Genomic DNA, 17,067 nt, shown 5'->3' on the forward strand with positions numbered 1-17,067 from the left:
CATCGTGCCAACTTCCCTGTATGGCAACGGCGGTAGGGCTGGGCGCAGGAATGCCGGTCGAGGTATTCGGCAGTACAGGAGGGCTGCTCGGAGAGTGGACCTGAGGCGACTGGCCGGGCGTGTGTTCGGCGTCGAAGGGGGACGGGTGGAGGCGGTGAGTCTGCGGGAGCGGGCGGAGGCGCGGGCCCGGCAGTGGCAGGGCAACCAGCAGGACCCCGCTGTCCTCGCCGAGGTGACCGAACTACGCCGGGCGGCCTTCGCGGCGATCCGGCCCACGGATCCCGCACAGTGCGTCCTCGGTATGGAGCTCGCCATCGACCTGCACGGGAGGTGGCTCCTGTCCGGAGCACCAGGAGACCTCGACGAGGCGATCAACGTGCTGGAGAAGGCCCTGCGGCAGGCGCCGGCGCCGACCTACCTGGACTGGATCAACCTCCACGCGGCTCTCGCCCGGCTCTACAGCGCGCGTTGCAATGCCGGTCCGGCGCAGATGCCCGATGTCGCTCGTGCGGCCGAACTGGCCCACGTGGTGGCCAGGGGACTGCGCCGCGACGACCCTCGCGCCGAGGAGCACTGGGAGAACGCCGTGTACCAACGTGCCGCGTTCGCTCAACGGAACAGTGACGCGGCCGCCCTGGAGCAGCTCGTCGCCGAATGCCATCAGCGGGTGACGCAGCCCTTCCTCCACACCCACCGACCGGAACTGGCCTGGCGGCTGCTGGGAGACTGCGCAAAGTCCCGCTACAGCCTCACCGCGGATCCGGCCGACAACCGCCTCGCACTCGACGCGTTCGACCGTGTCCTGCGGACGCTGCAGTCCGGCACCGAGGCGTGGCACCGTTGCCTCCGAAAGCAGTGCGAATGCCTGCTCCAGCAGTACACGCACACCGCGGACGAGACGGTCTTCGGCCAGGCGGAGGGACTGGCCTCCCGGCTTGTGGAGGCGTGGCGGAGCGACCCAGGCGCTGCAGGGGGCGACGAGGCAGGAGCCCGCGCGCTCCGGTACCGCGGGAAGCTGCGCTTCCTCCGCTTCGAACTGCGCGGCGACCTCGACGACTTGCGGTCGGCACGCCAAGCCTTCGACGAAGCCCTCCCCCTGACCCGCACCTCGGCGGCCGACCTGCGCACGGACGTGCAATACCACTTGGCGCAGGTGCTTATCCAGGGTTACGACAGAGCAGTCTCGCTTGCGGCCGACCTGGAAGAGGCCGAACGCCTGGCTGCGGAGTCGTTGGCGTCGCTGCCGCCGGGTGCCCCGGACCACGGCCTGCATCTGCACTTGGTCGCCGAAGTACGGCACCGTCACGGACTGCTGGCCGAGGATCCCGCCGTCCTGAGGGAGGCCGTTCGCCTGCATGAGGAGGCGGCGCTGGCGGTGGCCGCCGACGCTCCCTCATTCCTCTGGCGGACGAAGAACTCACTGAGCATCTCACTGATGCAGCTGTACCTGATCACCGGAGACCGGGAGCTCCTCTCGGACGCGGTGACGAACGCGGACCAGGCGATCCTGGCCGCACCGGGCCACGTGCTGGCGACGGACAACGGAGCGCGCCTGCACACCTCACTGGGTGATCTGCACAGACTGCTCTACGAGACAACGGGCGACCAGCAGAGTCTGCGTCTCGCCCTGGAGCACACCCGGACAGCGGTGGACCACGCCATGGCGGACAGCGCCGACTGGGCCACCTGTCTGTCGAACCACGCCACCGTCGTGGGACTCCCCGACCGGCCCCAGGACCGCCGTGCCGCGGAGCGCATCTACCGGCAGGCCCTCGACGCCCCGAACATCCGCCCGTCCGTCCTGGCGATCGTGCTGCACAACTTCGGTACTCAGCTCAGCCAGATCGGCGAGAGCACCAGAGACCGGACGGTGCTGTCGGAGGCCATCACCCACCTGCAGCGTGCCGTCGAGGTGGCCGACCCGCACGATCTCCACCAGCCCAACTACCGGCGCAACCTGGCCCGTGCCCTGCTCGCCCTCTGGAACATCGAACGGGACCCGGAACTCGTCGAGCGCGCCCTTGAGATCACACTGCGGGCCCTGGCGGAGACGCCGGCCACCGCCTCCAACCGCCCCATGCTGCATGGCCTGCACGCCAGCCTCCTCACGGCGCGCTTCTACGACCACGGCGACACGGATGACCTGGCCGCAGCCTGCGAGGCGGCGCACCAGGCTCTCGAACTGACCCCACCCGGCCACACCTCCCAAGCGGCCCAGCACACCCAGTACGGCGAGACCCTGCACACCCGGGCACTCCTCGGAGGCCACCCCGAAACAGTCGCCGAGGCGCACCGGCACTTGCGCCTGGGACTGGAGGGTCAGGAGGAGCATCCCGGGTGGGCGACACGCGCCATGTTCCTCGCCAACGCGCTGACGACCGGAGCGCAGTACGGCACCCCCGCCACATCGGCGCGCGCCGAGGCTCTTGCGCTCTACCGGCGGGCCGCGACGCACCGCTACGCACCCCCGGACGAGCGGTGGGCGGCGGCCCTGGCCTGGGGGCGGCTGCACGTGGAGGCAGGCGAGTGGGACAAGGCGCTGGAGGGCTTCGGCGCCGCGATCGAGGTCCTGCCCCAGCTGGCGTGGCCCGGCTTGTCGCGGGAAGATCAGTTGTTGACACTCGGCGGCACGTCCGCGACCGTGTCCGACGCTGCTGCCGTGGCCCTGATGGCTGGCCAGCCGGAGCGTGCCGTGGAACTCCTCGAGCACGGCCGGGCCGTACTCCTCTCCCACGCGCTGGACATGAACACGGACCTGGACGAGGTCCGTGCTCGGGACGGACGGCTCGCGGACGAACTGGAACACGTCCGCAGGGCACTGAGCAGGGCACTCGCGGTGTCCACAGTCGAGGGCCGGGGTCCTGGGCATCCACATCATCTGTCCGCACGGCGCCGGGAGTTGCAACACCGCTGGACCGATCTCGTGGAGCTGGCGCGGCGCCTGCCAGGGATGGCACGGTTCCTCCGTCCGCCTGGATTCGCCGACCTGATGTCGGCGGGGGAGCGCGGGCCGGTGGTCCTGTACAACGTCAGCAGCCTGCGCTGTGACGCACTGGTCCTGGCAGGGGGCGGCGTACGAGTCGTACCGCTCCCGGCCTTCGACCCGAGGAAGGCTGAGTTGCGCGCGGACGCCTTCGCCGCACTCCTCAGGGACGTCGACGACCGCGTCGAAGGCGCCCAGGAGGAGCTCCGCGCCTACCTCACCGACCTGTTGCACTGGCTGTGGTGCACGCTGCTCGAGCCGGTGCTGGAATCCCTCGGGTACGAGGCTACGCCCCCCGAGGCGCAGCCACCCCATCTGTGGCTGTGCCCCACCGGTGTGCTCAACCGCCTGCCGCTGCACGCGGCGGGCACGCTTCCAGAGGACCCGTACGACACCCGGCAGACACCCGACATGGCCATGGACCGTGCCGTCTGCTCGTATACACCGACCGTCCGCTCCCTGATCGCTGCCCGTTCACGGCACACAGCAGGGGACGGACGCCCGCCGCACCCCCTGGTGGTCGGAGTGGCGGAGACACCCGGCGCGCCCGGACTACCCCCGCTGCCGGAGGCGGCTGCCGAAGTGGCAAGGGTGACCGGCCTCCTGGCCGGAAGCACAGAGTTGCGGGACGCACAGGCCACACGTGCCGCGATCCTTTCCGCTCTCCGGACACACGACTGGTTCCACTTCGCCGGCCACGGTGAGCAGGATCAGGCTGGGCTCAACGGCACTCTCTACACCTCGGACCACGCCACCAGCGGCTCCATCCGCGTCAGCGACATCGCCGCGCTGCGCCTGCCCCGCGCCGATCTCGCCTACCTCTCTGCCTGCCAGACACAGCGCGCCACTATCGACCACCCCGACGAACCGGTAACCCTGGCTGGCGCGCTACGGCTGGCGGGGTTCCAGCACGTGATCGCGACTCACTGGAGCCTGAACAGCAGGATCGCCCTCCAGACCGCCGAGTACTTCTACGACCATTTGCGTACGGCGGCCGAACGCGTCAGCGCGCCCCCCGGAGCCGCTGGAGCGGGGCTTGCTCTGCACGCGGCCGTGCTCAAGCTCCGCAGACGGCGTCCGGACGCACCGGAACTCTGGGCTTCGCTGGTCCACGTAGGGCCATGACCGTACTCCGTACTCCGTCCGACTACGAACAGGCCGCCGATGAACGCACCCTCTCCGCAGCCGCAGCCGCAGCCGCAGCCGCAGCCGCAGCCGCAGCCGTCACCGTGGCTGAGACCCTCGTACCGCAAGGCCCTGGCGCTGGTGGTCTCTGCCGCGCTGTCCGGGGTGGTGGGCGCCTGGGCGCAGGACTGGTTCGCCGACGACCCGGACACCTCCGGGCAAGCCGTCGAACAGCCCGTCGGCGGGGTGACGGCGAGCAGCCAACCGTCGGGAGCCTCCGGCGCGCTGCCTAGGGCGGCCGACCCCGACACGCACTGCGCCACCCGAGCGCAGGCAGTGGGCTCCGTGCAGTGGGTGCCGTGCGCACGCGTCACCGATGACTCGGTTCAGTTCGGTGTCACGGTGCAGAACAGCGGGGAGCGTCAGACCCTGCGCCTGCGTCTCGGGTACATCCGCGCCCAACAGCCAGCCCAGTGCGGAACGGGCAACGACGTGTCGATGGCGGTAGAGGGCGGCAAGACCACGTGGTACACGGTCCCGGAGTGCTCAGTCGCGCGCGTCCACGCGGCCGTGCAGACCACCGCCCAGGTGGCCGTGAAGGAGGGGACTTTCTCTCCTGCGGCGCTGTCTCCGACCTTGCACATCCAGCCAGACGGCTCGGTTGTGGCTCCTTCTCCGAGCTGAGCCGTCCTGGCGCCGGGGCGACGTCCGAAAAGATTCCTCGTACACCCCCAATCAACATTCGGGCGTGGCCACCGAGTTGGGGGCGGTTCTACAGCGGTGACCGGTGCAGCCACGGGCTGGCAATAGCCCACCTGCGTGTGGACTCGTCTTTCGCGGTTATGCGGTGAGGCGGAACAAGTCCCGTACGGCCTGAAGGATTTGCGGGTTCGGGCTGTGAGCTGCGATGACGTGGGTAATTCGGTGGCCGAGGAGCTCGCGACGCAGGGTGGCGTGCATGTCCTCGAAGCTGACGTTGGTCTTGTCGGCCAGCCAGGGGGAGGTCGCCCGGCGCTCGGCGATGTCGGCCTGATGGTCGGCGTGCAGGGCGTACCAGATCACGGTGATCGTGTAGACGGTCAGCCCGAAGGGCACGGTGCGCTCGACCGCGCGCTGGACGCGGTTGCGGGCCTGGCCGATCCCGAGGATCTGCTTGAGTTGGAGGAACAGCAGCTCGATCTGCCAGCGCCAGGAGTATCTGGCGACGATCTGGGCGGGGTCGGCGTCCAGATCGGTGGTCACCAGGGCGAGGGCGTAGGGCTTGTCGCTGTGGTCGTCGCTGATGAGCAGGAGGCGGCAGGGGCGGCGGTGGAATGCTCCCCACCACAGGCCGTCGGTCACGGCGATCAGTACGCTCTCGGTGCGGCCGTAGCGCTCGACGGTGTGCCGGGTGAAGACGGCGGTTTCGGCGATCTCGCCCGGGCTGCCCAGGCGTTCGCCTTTCCAGGCCGGGTGCCCGCGGCGGCCGGTGGGCGGCGGGGCCGGGGCGTAGAAGACGCCGTTGCGCTGCATCCGGCAGGTCCAGGTGCAGCGTGTGGGCAGATCGCGCAGCGCTCTGCCGTGGTAGCGGCGTCGCCGACCAGGTGCAGGCGCCGGTGGGGAAAGGCGGCGAGGAGAACGCCGACCAGTTCGCGGGCCAAGTCGACCTTGCTCACCTCGTGGCCTGGTCGCCACAGCCGGGCCAGGACAGGCAGGCACACGGGCCGGGGCAGGAACGGCATCGGCACCAGCAGGCCGAGTACCACCCAGTTGTTGCCGAACCCCGTCGCCTTCGGCCCGGCCGCGGAGCCGTCGTGCTGCCAGGCGGCACCGAACACCTTCTTCCCGCGCCGCTTGAACAGCGTGTCGTCGACCGCGACTTCAAGCGCGGCGTCCTCGGGCAGGAACCGGTCGACGAGCAGCCTGGCCAGGACCAGGCCGATTTGGTCCGGGCTCCAGCGGGCCTTGGCGAAGAAGTAGTGCGCGCGGTCGTGCGGCCACAGGCGCGTCAACCCAGCGCCCAGCAGTATCCCCACCACAGTGCGCCGACCGGTCTGCACGATCAGGCCCGTGACCAGGGCGGAGAAGGTCCGGAACGTGGGAGCGGTGAAGCACGGGCGCACAACCTGCAACAGAACGAGCAGGGAAGACGGTACGGTCAGACCCGGAAGCATCGGCGGCACCTCGAAAGAGCGTGGGAAACACCGCGGATGCTTCCGTCATGTCCGGGCCCGCCGCCAAGCGCCACCCCGCCGTCCCCGGATGATCACCTCACCGTGTCTCCCACGCACGCGCCGTTGACCGGCCGAAAAGTGCGAAAGACGAGTTCCTGGCAGCGGCGGTATTCGGCCCACTCCTCGGCGGAGAGGTCGGGTGGACGGCGCAACGGCTCTCTTCCTCGGATTGGTGGGATGGAAGGTGCATCGAACGTCTTTTGCCTGTACTGCCGTTGGTCCGTTTGGAGTTCGTCTGGGCCGGCAAACTGGGAGTCACAGCAGTTGAGGGCCCGCTGGGTGGAGTGGAGAAGTCGCCGTTTCGTCGGGAATCTCGAAGGCGTGGCGATATTCGTGACGTGCGGGATTCCCGGCCTGACCGCCTCGTCGCGAGCGCGGGGCCGCGGGCGATATCAGCGCGCCCGGCCGGACTTGGGCGCGGCGGACGGTGACACGGTGTCGGACACCGTGTGGGACGGTACGGTCGCGGTGCGGGCGGGGTGCGGGCGCGAGAGCTGCGTGGCCTTGCTGCGCAGTTGCTGGGCGGCGGTGCGCAGGGTGGTGCCAGCTTGGTCGAGGTGTCCCTGGAGGACAAGCTGCATGTCGCCGGGCGCGGGGGTGCGCGGGCCCGTGGCGGACTGCCGGGTGTTCTCGTGGAGGAAGCCGAGACGGTCGATTACCTGGCCGAGGTGGGCGAGGGCCGCGCCGAGAGGTATCGCGCACTGGGTGAGCGCTGCTGTGCCTGAGCGTTCTGCGCGGCTGTATGCCGAGGGGGCCTCGGACTCGTGGCGGTTGCTGGTGGCCAGCTCTTCACTGATTTCGGTCAGCACGTAGCTGAGGTCGCTGACCACCGTGTGGATGAGCGGGCTGATGTCGTCGCCTCGCCGCAGGAGCTCGGCTTGCGGAAGGTCGTCGAAGATCCTGTCGAGGCTCCGCGCGAGCTGGAGGAAGTAGTCGGGGCGGGTGATGTCGGGCATTGGCGAACTCACGCGGGTTTCAGTGCATGCGGGCGTCGGTGTCGAAGAGGGCCAGCTCGTGGCTGTGGAGGAGGTGCTGGACGATGAAGCTCCGGCCGGCGACCTTCCACAGGCCACGGCCTCGGTTGAGGTGCGCGATGGCGTCCATCTCGACGGTGGTCAGGCCGAGGAGGGCGGCGGCGGCGTGGAGCTGGTCGGTTTCCTGCCGGTAGATGATGCGGGTGGAGCAGTCGGCGAGGAGACCCTCGGCGAGGGCGCGGCCCTGTGATCCAGCGTCGCCGGCGGTGAGCAGGTCGGACAGTCGGTGGATGACCATGAGGTTCGCGATGCCCAGGCCGCGGCTCAGCTTCCACTGGGCCTGCATGCGCTGGAGAAGGCCGGGGTGGCGCATCAGGCGCCATGCTTCGTCGTAGACGATCCAGCGCCGGCCGCCGTTCGGGTCGGTGAGGGCGGACTCCATCCACGCGGAGGCGCAGGTCATGGCGAGGACGAGCGCGGTGTCGTCGCCGGACCCTCCGAGCCGGGACAGGTCGATGGTGAGCATCGGCGAGCGGGGGTCGAACGCCACGGTGGAGGGCGCGTCGAACATGCCGGCCAAGTCGCCGTGGACCAGGCGGCGCATGGCATGGGCGAGGTCGCGGGCCGCTTCCCCGAGCCGTCCGGACATCATCCCGGCGGCCTCGTCGAGCGCGGTGGGGTTGTTGAGGGCGGCGGCGACGTCGCCGAGAAGCGGTGTACGGCCGGAGTCGGCGGCGCGGGTGACGACGGCGTCGAGAGCGACGTCGAGGGCGGTGTGCTCCATCGGCAGCAGGTCCCGGCCGAGGACGGTCCGGGCCAGCGAACCGAGCAGCAGGAGGCGCCTCTTGCGGATCTCCCCGACCCAGTCGGCCTCGCAGACGCTGTCCGGTCGCGGTGCGGCGTCCAAGGGGTTGAGCTTGCCGGGCAGTCCGGGACCGAGAGCGACGGACGTGCCGCCCAGCGCCTTGGCGACGGGAGTCCACTCGCCCTTGGGGTCGCAGGGGACATAGACGCGGTAGCCGAAGGCGACGGAGCGCAGCGCGAACGACTTCGCGAGTGCGGACTTTCCCTGGCCGATCACGCCGGCAAGCAGGATGTTGGGGTTGGTGAACCCCTCGATCTTGCCGTACAGCGCGAAGGGGTCGAACACGAAGCTGGCTTCGGCGTGCACGTCACGGCCGACGTAGATGCCCTCGGCACCGAGGCCGCCTTCGGCGAGGAATGGGTATGCGCCGGCTGCGATGGCGGTGGTCATGCGATGTGAGGGCAGGCGGAGCCGGTTCCCGCGGGCGGAGGCAGGCCCCGGGCGCCCGCTCGGCGGATAGAGGGGAGCGGGTGAGTCGTGTGCGGTGGGGACTGCGCCTGCCGGGTGGGCGGTGGCTTCGGCGCGGGCCTTGGCGGTGGCTTCGGCGAGCTGTCGGCGGGCTGCCCTGCGGCTGGCCCGGTCGGTGCCATGCGGGGTGAACAGAGGGCTGGCGGCGGCGCGGCGGGCGCGGCGGGCGGGCCGGTGGCTCATCGGGGGCCCTCGATTCGGCGGGTGGTGCTCATCGCACGCACGCGGTGGTGTGCGGGCGGTTGAGGTCGGTGGGGGTGGTCTTGCGGCGGACGATGTGTCCGGCGGCCAGGTGGCGCTGGCAGATCGTGAGGACCGGTGGTCCCTCCGGGAGCCGTTCTGGGTGGCACTCGGTCGCGTCTGCGGAGGCGGCGGGCAGGAGGTGGAAGGCGTCGTGCACGGCGGCGGTCGCCTGCCAGAGCCGGGTGTGCGCGGTGGCGAGGTGCCGGCCTGCGGCGGGATGTGGCGGGCGGGCGGATTCGGCGAGCTGATCGAGGAGTTGGTGCAGGGCGGTGAGGTGGGCGTGGAGCACGTCGAGGTGCACGCGGTCCACCTGCGCCGGGGAGGTGGGGGCTGGCCGGGTCAGGGCACGGGTGTGATGGCGAACTCCGGCGCTCGCGGCTCGGAGGTAGGGGTGCGCGTCGTCCGGACGCGTACGAGAGGTCAAAGGGGTGTGTTCCTTCCTGTCGCCGTGGCGGGACAGGGGCGCCTCTGTGAGCGGATTCCTCACAGGGCGGTGCGGGCGAGGGGCAGCGCGGCGAGGATGAAGGCGTCGGGTTGCTGGTAGTTGAGGCGGCGCAGGTCGACGCCGGCGGTGACGGCGGCGGTCTCCATCTGGGCGCAGGCCGCGTCAAGGAGGGCGTCGGTCTCGGCGGTGACGGTGACCAGGCCGGTCAGGGCGACGTCGGCGTGCCCGGCGATGAGCTGGCGCTCGCGCTGTTTGACGTCGGCGTATTCGACGGAGTCTTCCTCGCTGTCGACCTGGCCGCGGCGGGCGCGTTCGCTGGCATCCGCGATGATCGCAGCCTTTTTCCGCTGAACATCTCGCAGCGCGGACTCGAGCCCCTGCGGCACGTATATAAGGGACAGGCTCCGGCGCACCCCGGCGGTGAACATCAGCCCGTGCAGAAAGCCGGCCCCCATTTCGGTCCGCGGCCAGTTCTCCACCCAGTACGTGGCGTGGCGGGCGGTGTCGGTGGCGAGCCGGTCGTACTCCTCGACCTGGACGACGGGCCCGGCGGCTTGGGGGTCGGCCTCGGCGCGGCCGGTGGGGGACCACTGCTGGAGGGCAGCGAGGGACTTGGGGTCGTAGGCGGTGCGGATGACGGCGGCGATCTCCCGGGCGTTCAGCCATCCGGTGACCATCAGTCCGGCGTTGCGGGCGGCTTGGGCGATGGAGGCGGTGGTTTGCGCCATGACGGTGAACGCGCCCGGCAGCCCGCCGCCGGCCTGGCCGATGAGGCGCTTGGCCGCCTTGAGGTCGAGGGAGATGGCGAGGTAGGTCTCGTGCGGGGCAGCGGCGGGGCCGGCGGAGGCGACGAGTTCGGAGTAGATCTGCCCGGCGACCGGGGTCTGGGGCTGGCCGTGCTGGGTCCAGTGGCGGGTGAGGGTGTCGCCGGAGTCGGGGACGGTGCGCTCCAGGACCTGCACGGTGGCGACGTGCCCGGTGCGGGCGATGCCCGCCAGGGCCCGTCCCCAGCCGGTCACGTTGTGGTTCTGCGTCGCGGGGTCGAGCAGCGCGAAGGCGCGGCTGGTGACGCGGGCGACGGCGGTGAGGGTCTGCTGGTGCGGGTCGTGGACGGCGGCGGCGCCGTTGGCGGAGTCGCCGGGGGTGACGACCTTGAGGGAGGCGGCGGTGCCGGGCAGGTGGAGGACGCCGTCCTGTCGGGGCCGGGCGATGGGCCGGGCGAGCCAGAGGGTCTGCCCGGTGCGGCGACGGTTCGCGTAGCGGGCGACGATGGGCGCCCAGTCGATGAGCGACCGGCCGTGCCGGCGGATCGCGACGAGCGCGGCGACCGCCGCCCATAGCGGGGTCAGCGCGATGGCGCCGAGCAGACCGGTGGAGACGACCGTCACCAGCAGCAGCGCCAACGCCGAGGAAACGAGGACGAGTTGCGGGAAAGAGAGGCCGAGGAGGATGCCGCGGCGGGACCGGTGCGGGAATTTCACCGTGACCGGGGCGACGGATAGATCAGACAAGGGGCTGGTCCTGGAGGCGCGGGCGGGGCCCTGGGGGCGGGAGGCGATGGGCACGTCCCGCCCCCAGGAATCGGACAGATGGTCAGAGGCCGGTCGGGGGTGGCGGAGGAGATGCCGCGCCGCTGTTCCCGGCGCTCTGTGAGCCTGAGGACGGCGGGGCGCCCTGCGGCGGCGGCGTCGTGGTCGGCTGGGCGGACTGCCATCCGCCGGCCTGGCCGGCTGCGGAGCCCGCTGCGGAGCCGCCCGGTCCCGGGCTGCCGCCGACCTGGCCGCTGGTGTCGTCAGAGACGCTGGTCGGCGGGGGCTGCACGGCCTTCTCCAGGCCGGACTTGACGGCGTCGCCCCCTGGCGAGACACCTGTGCCGCCGTTCTCGGAACCCTCCTGGCCTCCGCCTCCACCACTCGGGCTGGAGGCGATGTCGCCAGGGAATCCGCCGCCACCGGGAATCGTGTCCGGGCCCTGCGGGGCCGCGCCGGCTCCCGCTGCGGCGCCGCCGGTTCCGGCGGTGGCCGCCATCGCGGCGGCCTTCTTCCCGGCGCGCTCGGCATGCTGCTTGGCGAGCTGGGCACCGGCGCCGCCGGCACGGTGCAGGGACTCTCCGTCGCTGCCCTCAGCAGCCCAGTGGACGAACTTGAAGGTCGCGTACGGGCAGAGGAGCACCAGGATCATGATCACGATGCCTGCGAGGACGTCGGCGAGCGCGGCCAGGCCGTCCTTCGACTCGGTCTTGCCCATCGCGGCGATCCCGAGCACGAAGATGATCGTCATCAACAGCTTCGAGACGACGAGGGTGGCGGTGGCCTCGATCCAGCCCTTCCGCCAGCGGCGTGCGACTTCCCAGCCGCCGCCGGCTCCGGCGAAGACGGCCAGGGTCACCATGACGAGGATGCCGACCTTGCGCACCATCATCACGCACCAGTACAGGATGGCGCCGATGGCGGCTCCGAGTCCGGCGAAGACCGCGACGAGCCAGCCGAGTCCGGCGAGCCCGGCAATCTGGTCGACCTTGACGATGCGGCGGACCGCGGATGCGATGTCCATGTTCGCGGCTTTGAACAGGCCGGCCGAGAGCGCGTCGACCACTTCGATCGCCACGGTGGTCATGGCGATGGCGGCGAAGGCGAAGATCACACCGGACGCGGTGCCGGTGAACGCCTGCGTCAGGGCTTGCCCGTCGCGTCGGATCGCGGCGCGGACGAGCTGGGCGCAGAACGTGGCCACGAGAATGACCAAGCCGATCGGGAGGATCGTCTCGTAGTTGTCGCGGAACCACGATGCGTTGAGGTCGACGCGGGTCGTGGCGTCGACCGCCTTGGCGGCGAGGTCGGCCGAGGCTGCGGCGAGTTCGCCGGCACTCTTGGCCATCCAGTCGCCGATGGCCTTGCCGGGGTCGGAGGCGAAATCCACGGCTTCGCCGACCGCGCAGACCTTGTCCGCGAGGGGGAGGTCACAGAACCCCATGGGGACTCCTTTCGGTCAGGGCGCGACGCGCGGGGCGATAGCGACGAGTGAGCAGTCATGGGAGGGACGGCACTGCACGGCGAGGGTGATGGAGCGGTCCTCCGCCCCGTGGCCGCCCTTGGCCCAGGCGATCGTCTGCTGGCCGGTGACGGTCACGGCGTAGATGTACGCCTCGGTGATCGCCGAAGGATCCTCGGCGAGGGCCTGCTTGAACGCGGCCGGGTAGTGGGCCTCAGAGACCGTGACGGTGGCGCGCTGCTGCTGGTCGGCCATCCGCGCCCACAGCGCCGGGGTGGGCATCTGAGCGGAGACCGAGGCCCAGTCGCTGTACTCGCTCTCCTTCGTCATCCACACCTGCATGCCGGTGAGCTGCTGCTCGTTGCTGGTGTCGCGGGTGTCGTAGGACCAGAGCATCGCCGCGGCAGCCTTGGCGAACGCGACGGGATCCGAGATCCGCGGCGGCCGGGGCACCGACCCTGTCTCGGCCGCTGGCTTCTGCGTGCCATGCGAGGGTGCCGGGCTGGTCGACGAGGGTGCTGCAGGGCTGCTGGACGAGGAACGGTGCTGTTCGCCGCGGCCGGTGAGGTAGGCGGTCGCGACGGCGACGGCGAGCAGGCAGGTCAGAGCGATCGCGACCAGGATGATGCGACGGTTCGCAGACCAGCCGGTGCCGTAGCCCGACAGGGAGAAGAATGGTTTCTGCATCAGTGGACCTGGGAGCCGAGGGCGGAGAAGAACGCGACGATGCCGTTAGCGGCACCGAGGCCGAGCGCGGCGCCGGCCGCGACGACCGCGCCCTTCTTCCCGTTCGCCTCGGCCTGGTGGCCACCGGTGTGGTGGCCCCACGCCCAGACGCCGAGCGACACGGCAAGCGCGCCGACGACGGCCACGATGCCGAACAAGTTGATCGAGTTGACGACGTTCTTCAGGACGGCCAGACCAGGCAGGCCACCGCCCTTGGGGGAGATACCCGGGTCGTAGGCGAGCTGGATGAAGCGGTCGGCGAGTGGGGTCATGGGTGTGACGGGGCTCCTTGCGCGCGGGCCAGAGGGCCCGGCAGAGGTGAAGAGAGGGAAAGAGCGCGAGAGGCGCAACAGGGCCGGCGTCAGAGGACGCGGCGCGCCGCGAGGACGGTCCAGTCCTTGATCGCGGTGATCCTGACGGGCTTGGACGTGCGCGGGGCCTCGATGGCGAGGCCCTCGCCGAGGTACATGCCGACGTGCTCGGGGCGGGCGGCGGTGCCGCGGCTGAAGATCAGGTCACCGGGCTGCAGGGCTTTCGGAGAGACGGCCTTGCCCTCGTTGACCTGCGTATACGTGGTGCGGGTGAGTGCGATCCCGGCTTTTGCGTACGCCTGCTGCATCAGTGAGCTGCAGTCGCAACGGCCCATGGGGTCTTCACCGCGGGGGTTGGTGCAGGAGCCGCCCCACTGGTACATCGTGCCGAGCTGCTGCATCGCCCAGACGATCGCCTTGCGCGCCCGAGGGTCGGTGTCCTTCGGGATCTTGTAGCCCTTGGGGATGGCGCCCTCGGGGATTGACCCGAAGGCCGAACCGTCGCTCATGGTGCCGCAGCCGGACGTGGAGGGCGGGGTTTCGGTGTCCTTGTCGGCGGCGTCCTTGCCGGTGGTGGGGAAGGTTGAGGCGATGGCCTTCTGCAGCGCGGTCGCGAGCGGCTCCCACTGGGCGTACGCGTCCGGATAGCCAGACCTCTGCACTTCCTGGGCGGCCTGCGTGACGGTCATCTGCTCCCAGCCGTCGACCTTCAGCAGGTGCTTGTAGAACTGCTCGGAGGCGTAGACAGGGTCGTGGATCTGCTGAGCTGTGCCCCACCCCTGGCTGGGGCGTTGCTGGAACAGACCCAGCGAGTCGCGGTCCCCGGAACCCAGGTTGCGCAGCCGGGACTCCTGCATCGCTGTGGCGAGCGCGATGATCTGGCCCTTCTTGGGCACGTCGAGACTGATGCCGGTGGCGACGATGGTCTGGGCGTTGGGGATCTGCTCGTCGGGCAGGGTGAGGCCCTCGATGTGGACGTCCTTGCCGGAGGCACCGTCGAGGATCTTGGTGACCTGATCGGCGACGGCGTCGGTGTCCAGGTCGGGCAGGCATTGAAACGCGCTGGTCTGGGCGGCTTCGCTAGAGGAGGCCATCATCATGGCCGCGCCGCCGAGGAGAAACGGGGTGAGGAAGACGACGCCGATACCGGCGGCGAGCGTCTTCAACCGGTGCGGCCCGCTCGCGGGGCGACGTTGTGGGGCAGGGGCGGGTAACGAGGCGTCATGGACGGGTCCTTCGGGGTGCGGTGTCCGACGTGCCGCGTACGCGGGGCAGGGTGGAAGGGGACGCGGCAGCCGGTGGTGGGCGATGGGGGCGGGCCAGCGTGGGCGAGTTGCCGTTCGCTCCATGGGCCGGGCCGTGAGCTAGGTGTGCCGGGGCAGGGGAACCTCCGCGAGGCGGGGAGAGGGATGGGGCCAGCGGCGGTGTGCGCCGGGCGGTTCCAAAACAGTAGGCCCGGATCGCCGGTCGACCAAAAAGTCGGCGCGAGGGGTCGGATTCCGACCCCTTGTCAGTGCGCTTCTTGGTTGACCGGCGATTCGCCTCTACAGTTTTGGGACTCCCCTCGCCGTCCCCGGTCTGTGGCCTTGGGCTTCTGCATGCCCGATTCCTGCCCGCGGGGTCCCTCTCGTGCGACGGGGGTTTCCTCCCGCACTCTCACACCCGAATCGGGGTACCTCTTTGCCTTTTTCCCTGCACCAGGGCGACGCGCTGAGCGTCCTTGCCACTCTGCCTGACGAGTGCGTCGACACGGTCATCACCGATCCGCCGTACAACTCCGGCGGCCGGACCGCGAAGGAGCGCACCTCCCGCAGCGCGAAGCAGAAGTACACCTCCGCCGACGCCGGCCACGGCCTGGCCGACTTCGCCGGGGAGAACATGGACCAGCGCAGTTACGGTTTCTGGCTCACGCAGATCATGACCGAGGCGCACCGGCTGACGAAGGTCGGCGGGACGGCGCTGCTGTTCACCGACTGGCGTCAGCTGCCCATCACGACGGACGCGATCCAGGCAGCCGGCTGGCTGTGGCGCGGGGTGCTGGCCTGGCACAAGCCGCAGGCCAGGCCCCAGAAGGGCCGTTTCACGCAGAACTGTGAGTTCATCGTCTGGGCGTCCAACGGGTCGATCGACGGCTCCCGTAACGCCGTCTATCTGCCGGGCCTGTACTCGGCTTCGCAGCCCTCGGGCGCCAAGCGCCAGCACATCACGCAGAAGCCCGTCGAGGTGATGCGCGAGCTGGTCAAGATCGCCCCGCCGGGCGGCACGGTGCTCGACTTCTGCGCCGGCTCCGGCTCCACGGGCGTCGCTGCGCTGCTGGAAGGCCGCGACTTCATCGGCGTGGAGAAGACCAAGCACTATGCCTCCATCGCGGCTGACCGGCTCACGGAGACCGTCCGTCAAACCCTCACCCAAGATGACGTCGTCCTGACCGCCTGAGTCTTCAAAGCCGCTTTCCCCGGAATGTATTTGGGGCCCTTCCAGCGGCCGTCGCTGGGGTGCTCCCAGGCGGCCGTCTGCGCATCGTCGATGGCCCTCACCCTTTCTTCCACGGCTTCAAGGAGGCCCGTCTTTTTCATGCCTGAATCCGTAGAACCCCACGAAACTGGGGAATTGGAGCCGATACGGGTTCCTGCCCCTCACCTTGAAGGAATCGAGGCCAGTGTCCGGAAGCTGATGGAGCAGTCCGCCCAGCAGGCCCGGCAGCTCGACCACCTCGCCTCCGCCCCGGACACCGGCCCTTCGCCGTTCGCGGCGTTCGGCCTGCCGGGGCTCGGCGGACCTTCCCCGGCCGCTCCGCCCGAGCCGCACCCGATTCTGGAGCTGGAGGGTGAGGAGTACGAGGACGAGCTCGACGCTTTGAGTGACTGGGTCGATGACTTCCTCCTGCCGGTCTACGGAGCCGAGGTCACCACGGCGGCGCCCTGGTGCCTGCAGTGGCAGGAGCACGACGACGTGGTGGCCTGGCTCCACGCCCTGTGGCTGGCCTACCAGCAGCACAAGGACCCCGAAGCCGGTCTGAGCGGGCTGTTTGTCTGGCACCGGGATTTCCTCACCCACGCCGTCGCGGCGATCCGGGCGCCCGGCGGTCCGCTGTCGGCGTGCATGACCTCCCCCGAACGGCCCGCGCACCGGCTCCTGCCCGGTCCGCCGCCCTCGGCCCGCGCGGAGAAGGCGAACACGGCGGAGACCGATTCGCCCGGCTCCGGTGAACTGGGCCGGCCGGCGTCATGAGCGCCGGGCAGCCGGCCTTCGGCCTGAGCTTCGACCCCCGTGCCCTGACCGACCTCCTCCAGGCCCCCGGCGACATCCGCGACCTGGCACTCGCCCAGCTCCAGGACGTGGTGAACGCCGAGCAGTTCGGCACCAAGCTGACCGGTGATCTGTCCGGCTACCGCAAGTTGGTCGTGGACGCACGCAAGGAATGGCGCGTCGTCTACGCCCTGCGTCCGGCGCCGCCGATGTCCGCGCACCGCAACGAGATCCACGTCGTGGCCGTACGGCCACGGGCGGGCAACGACGTCTACGACACCGTCGGACAGCGCCTGGGGATGGCCCGCCGGCCCCTGAGTGCCCGGACCCACGCCGCCCGCTCGCGTTCCCCGCAGCTCACGGTCCGAGGCCCCGTGCCGAAGCCGGGGCCGCTGCCTTCCGTGATGCCGGGCCTGCCCCGCCCGGCCCATGGCCCCTCATCGCAGCACCATGCCCGCTGACCCAAGGAGCACT

15 protein-coding genes are annotated in these 17,067 nt (G+C 70.4%); 5 read left to right on the top strand and 10 right to left on the bottom strand.

Annotated features, from left to right (window positions below):
- The first annotated feature begins 94 nt into the window (after nt 1–94).
- Together IPT68_RS24920 and IPT68_RS34250 are read left to right on the top strand one after the other, a co-directional pair.
- Nucleotides 95–4,108, top strand: coding sequence for a CHAT domain-containing protein (locus tag IPT68_RS24920; RefSeq protein ID WP_189696594.1), 4,014 nt, complete (start codon nt 95–97; stop codon nt 4,106–4,108).
- Between the two features lie 39 nt (nt 4,109–4,147).
- Complete coding sequence (locus tag IPT68_RS34250; RefSeq protein WP_228039865.1) at nt 4,148–4,792, top strand: hypothetical protein; 645 nt, start codon at nt 4,148–4,150, stop codon at nt 4,790–4,792.
- A 156-nt stretch (nt 4,793–4,948) separates the two neighbouring features.
- Here the strand turns inward: IPT68_RS34250 and IPT68_RS24930 are convergent, their stop codons facing one another.
- The 10 genes from IPT68_RS24930 to IPT68_RS24975 form a co-directional block, all read right to left on the bottom strand.
- Nucleotides 4,949–5,449, bottom strand: coding sequence for a transposase (locus IPT68_RS24930; RefSeq protein ID WP_189696595.1), 501 nt, complete (start codon nt 5,447–5,449; stop codon nt 4,949–4,951).
- A 5-nt stretch (nt 5,450–5,454) separates the two neighbouring features.
- Complete coding sequence (locus IPT68_RS24935; protein WP_189696596.1) at nt 5,455–6,261, bottom strand: transposase; 807 nt, start codon at nt 6,259–6,261, stop codon at nt 5,455–5,457.
- Between the two features lie 452 nt (nt 6,262–6,713).
- Nucleotides 6,714–7,277, bottom strand: coding sequence for a hypothetical protein (locus IPT68_RS24940; protein WP_194074006.1), 564 nt, complete (start codon nt 7,275–7,277; stop codon nt 6,714–6,716).
- Between the two features lie 19 nt (nt 7,278–7,296).
- Nucleotides 7,297–8,811, bottom strand: coding sequence for a TraC family protein (locus IPT68_RS24945; protein WP_189696598.1), 1,515 nt, complete (start codon nt 8,809–8,811; stop codon nt 7,297–7,299).
- 28 nt (nt 8,812–8,839) lie between these two features.
- Complete coding sequence (locus IPT68_RS24950) at nt 8,840–9,295, bottom strand: DUF6238 family protein (RefSeq protein ID WP_189696599.1); 456 nt, start codon at nt 9,293–9,295, stop codon at nt 8,840–8,842.
- 59 nt (nt 9,296–9,354) lie between these two features.
- Nucleotides 9,355–10,827 carry an SCO6880 family protein gene (locus IPT68_RS24955; RefSeq protein WP_189696600.1) on the bottom strand — a complete coding sequence of 491 codons (1,473 nt, stop codon included), beginning with the start codon at nt 10,825–10,827 and terminating at the stop codon, nt 9,355–9,357.
- An 82-nt stretch (nt 10,828–10,909) separates the two neighbouring features.
- The gene (locus IPT68_RS24960; RefSeq protein ID WP_189696601.1) at nt 10,910–12,289 is read right to left on the bottom strand and encodes an SCO6881 family protein; all 1,380 of its coding nucleotides are present in this window, start codon (nt 12,287–12,289) and stop codon (nt 10,910–10,912) included.
- A 15-nt stretch (nt 12,290–12,304) separates the two neighbouring features.
- Nucleotides 12,305–12,994 (bottom strand): hypothetical protein, encoded by a 690-nt coding sequence (locus IPT68_RS24965; RefSeq protein WP_189696602.1) that lies wholly within the window; start codon nt 12,992–12,994, stop codon nt 12,305–12,307.
- Complete coding sequence (locus IPT68_RS24970) at nt 12,994–13,305, bottom strand: DUF6112 family protein (RefSeq protein ID WP_189696603.1); 312 nt, start codon at nt 13,303–13,305, stop codon at nt 12,994–12,996. The genes IPT68_RS24965 and IPT68_RS24970 overlap by 1 nt, the downstream gene beginning before the upstream one ends.
- An 89-nt stretch (nt 13,306–13,394) precedes the next feature.
- On the bottom strand, nt 13,395–14,510 hold the full coding sequence (locus tag IPT68_RS24975) for a C40 family peptidase (RefSeq protein ID WP_189696604.1): 1,116 nt from the start codon (nt 14,508–14,510) through the stop codon (nt 13,395–13,397).
- A gap of 514 nt (nt 14,511–15,024) precedes the next feature.
- Between IPT68_RS24975 and IPT68_RS24980 the strand changes: the two genes are divergently transcribed.
- The 3 genes from IPT68_RS24980 to IPT68_RS24990 all read left to right on the top strand — a co-directional run bounded on the left by IPT68_RS24980 (nt 15,025) and on the right by IPT68_RS24990 (nt 17,054).
- Nucleotides 15,025–15,780: a DNA-methyltransferase gene (locus tag IPT68_RS24980; protein ID WP_189696605.1), complete on the top strand. Its 756-nt coding sequence runs from the start codon at nt 15,025–15,027 to the stop codon at nt 15,778–15,780.
- 237 nt (nt 15,781–16,017) lie between these two features.
- Nucleotides 16,018–16,575: a DUF4913 domain-containing protein gene (locus tag IPT68_RS24985; protein WP_189696606.1), complete on the top strand. Its 558-nt coding sequence runs from the start codon at nt 16,018–16,020 to the stop codon at nt 16,573–16,575.
- On the top strand, nt 16,572–17,054 hold the full coding sequence (locus IPT68_RS24990) for a hypothetical protein (protein WP_189696607.1): 483 nt from the start codon (nt 16,572–16,574) through the stop codon (nt 17,052–17,054). The genes IPT68_RS24985 and IPT68_RS24990 overlap by 4 nt, the downstream gene beginning before the upstream one ends.
- The last annotated feature ends 13 nt before the right edge of the window (nt 17,055–17,067 follow it).

It is taken from the genome of Streptomyces chromofuscus, assembly GCF_015160875.1.
Lineage (GTDB): Bacteria > Actinomycetota > Actinomycetes > Streptomycetales > Streptomycetaceae > Streptomyces > Streptomyces chromofuscus.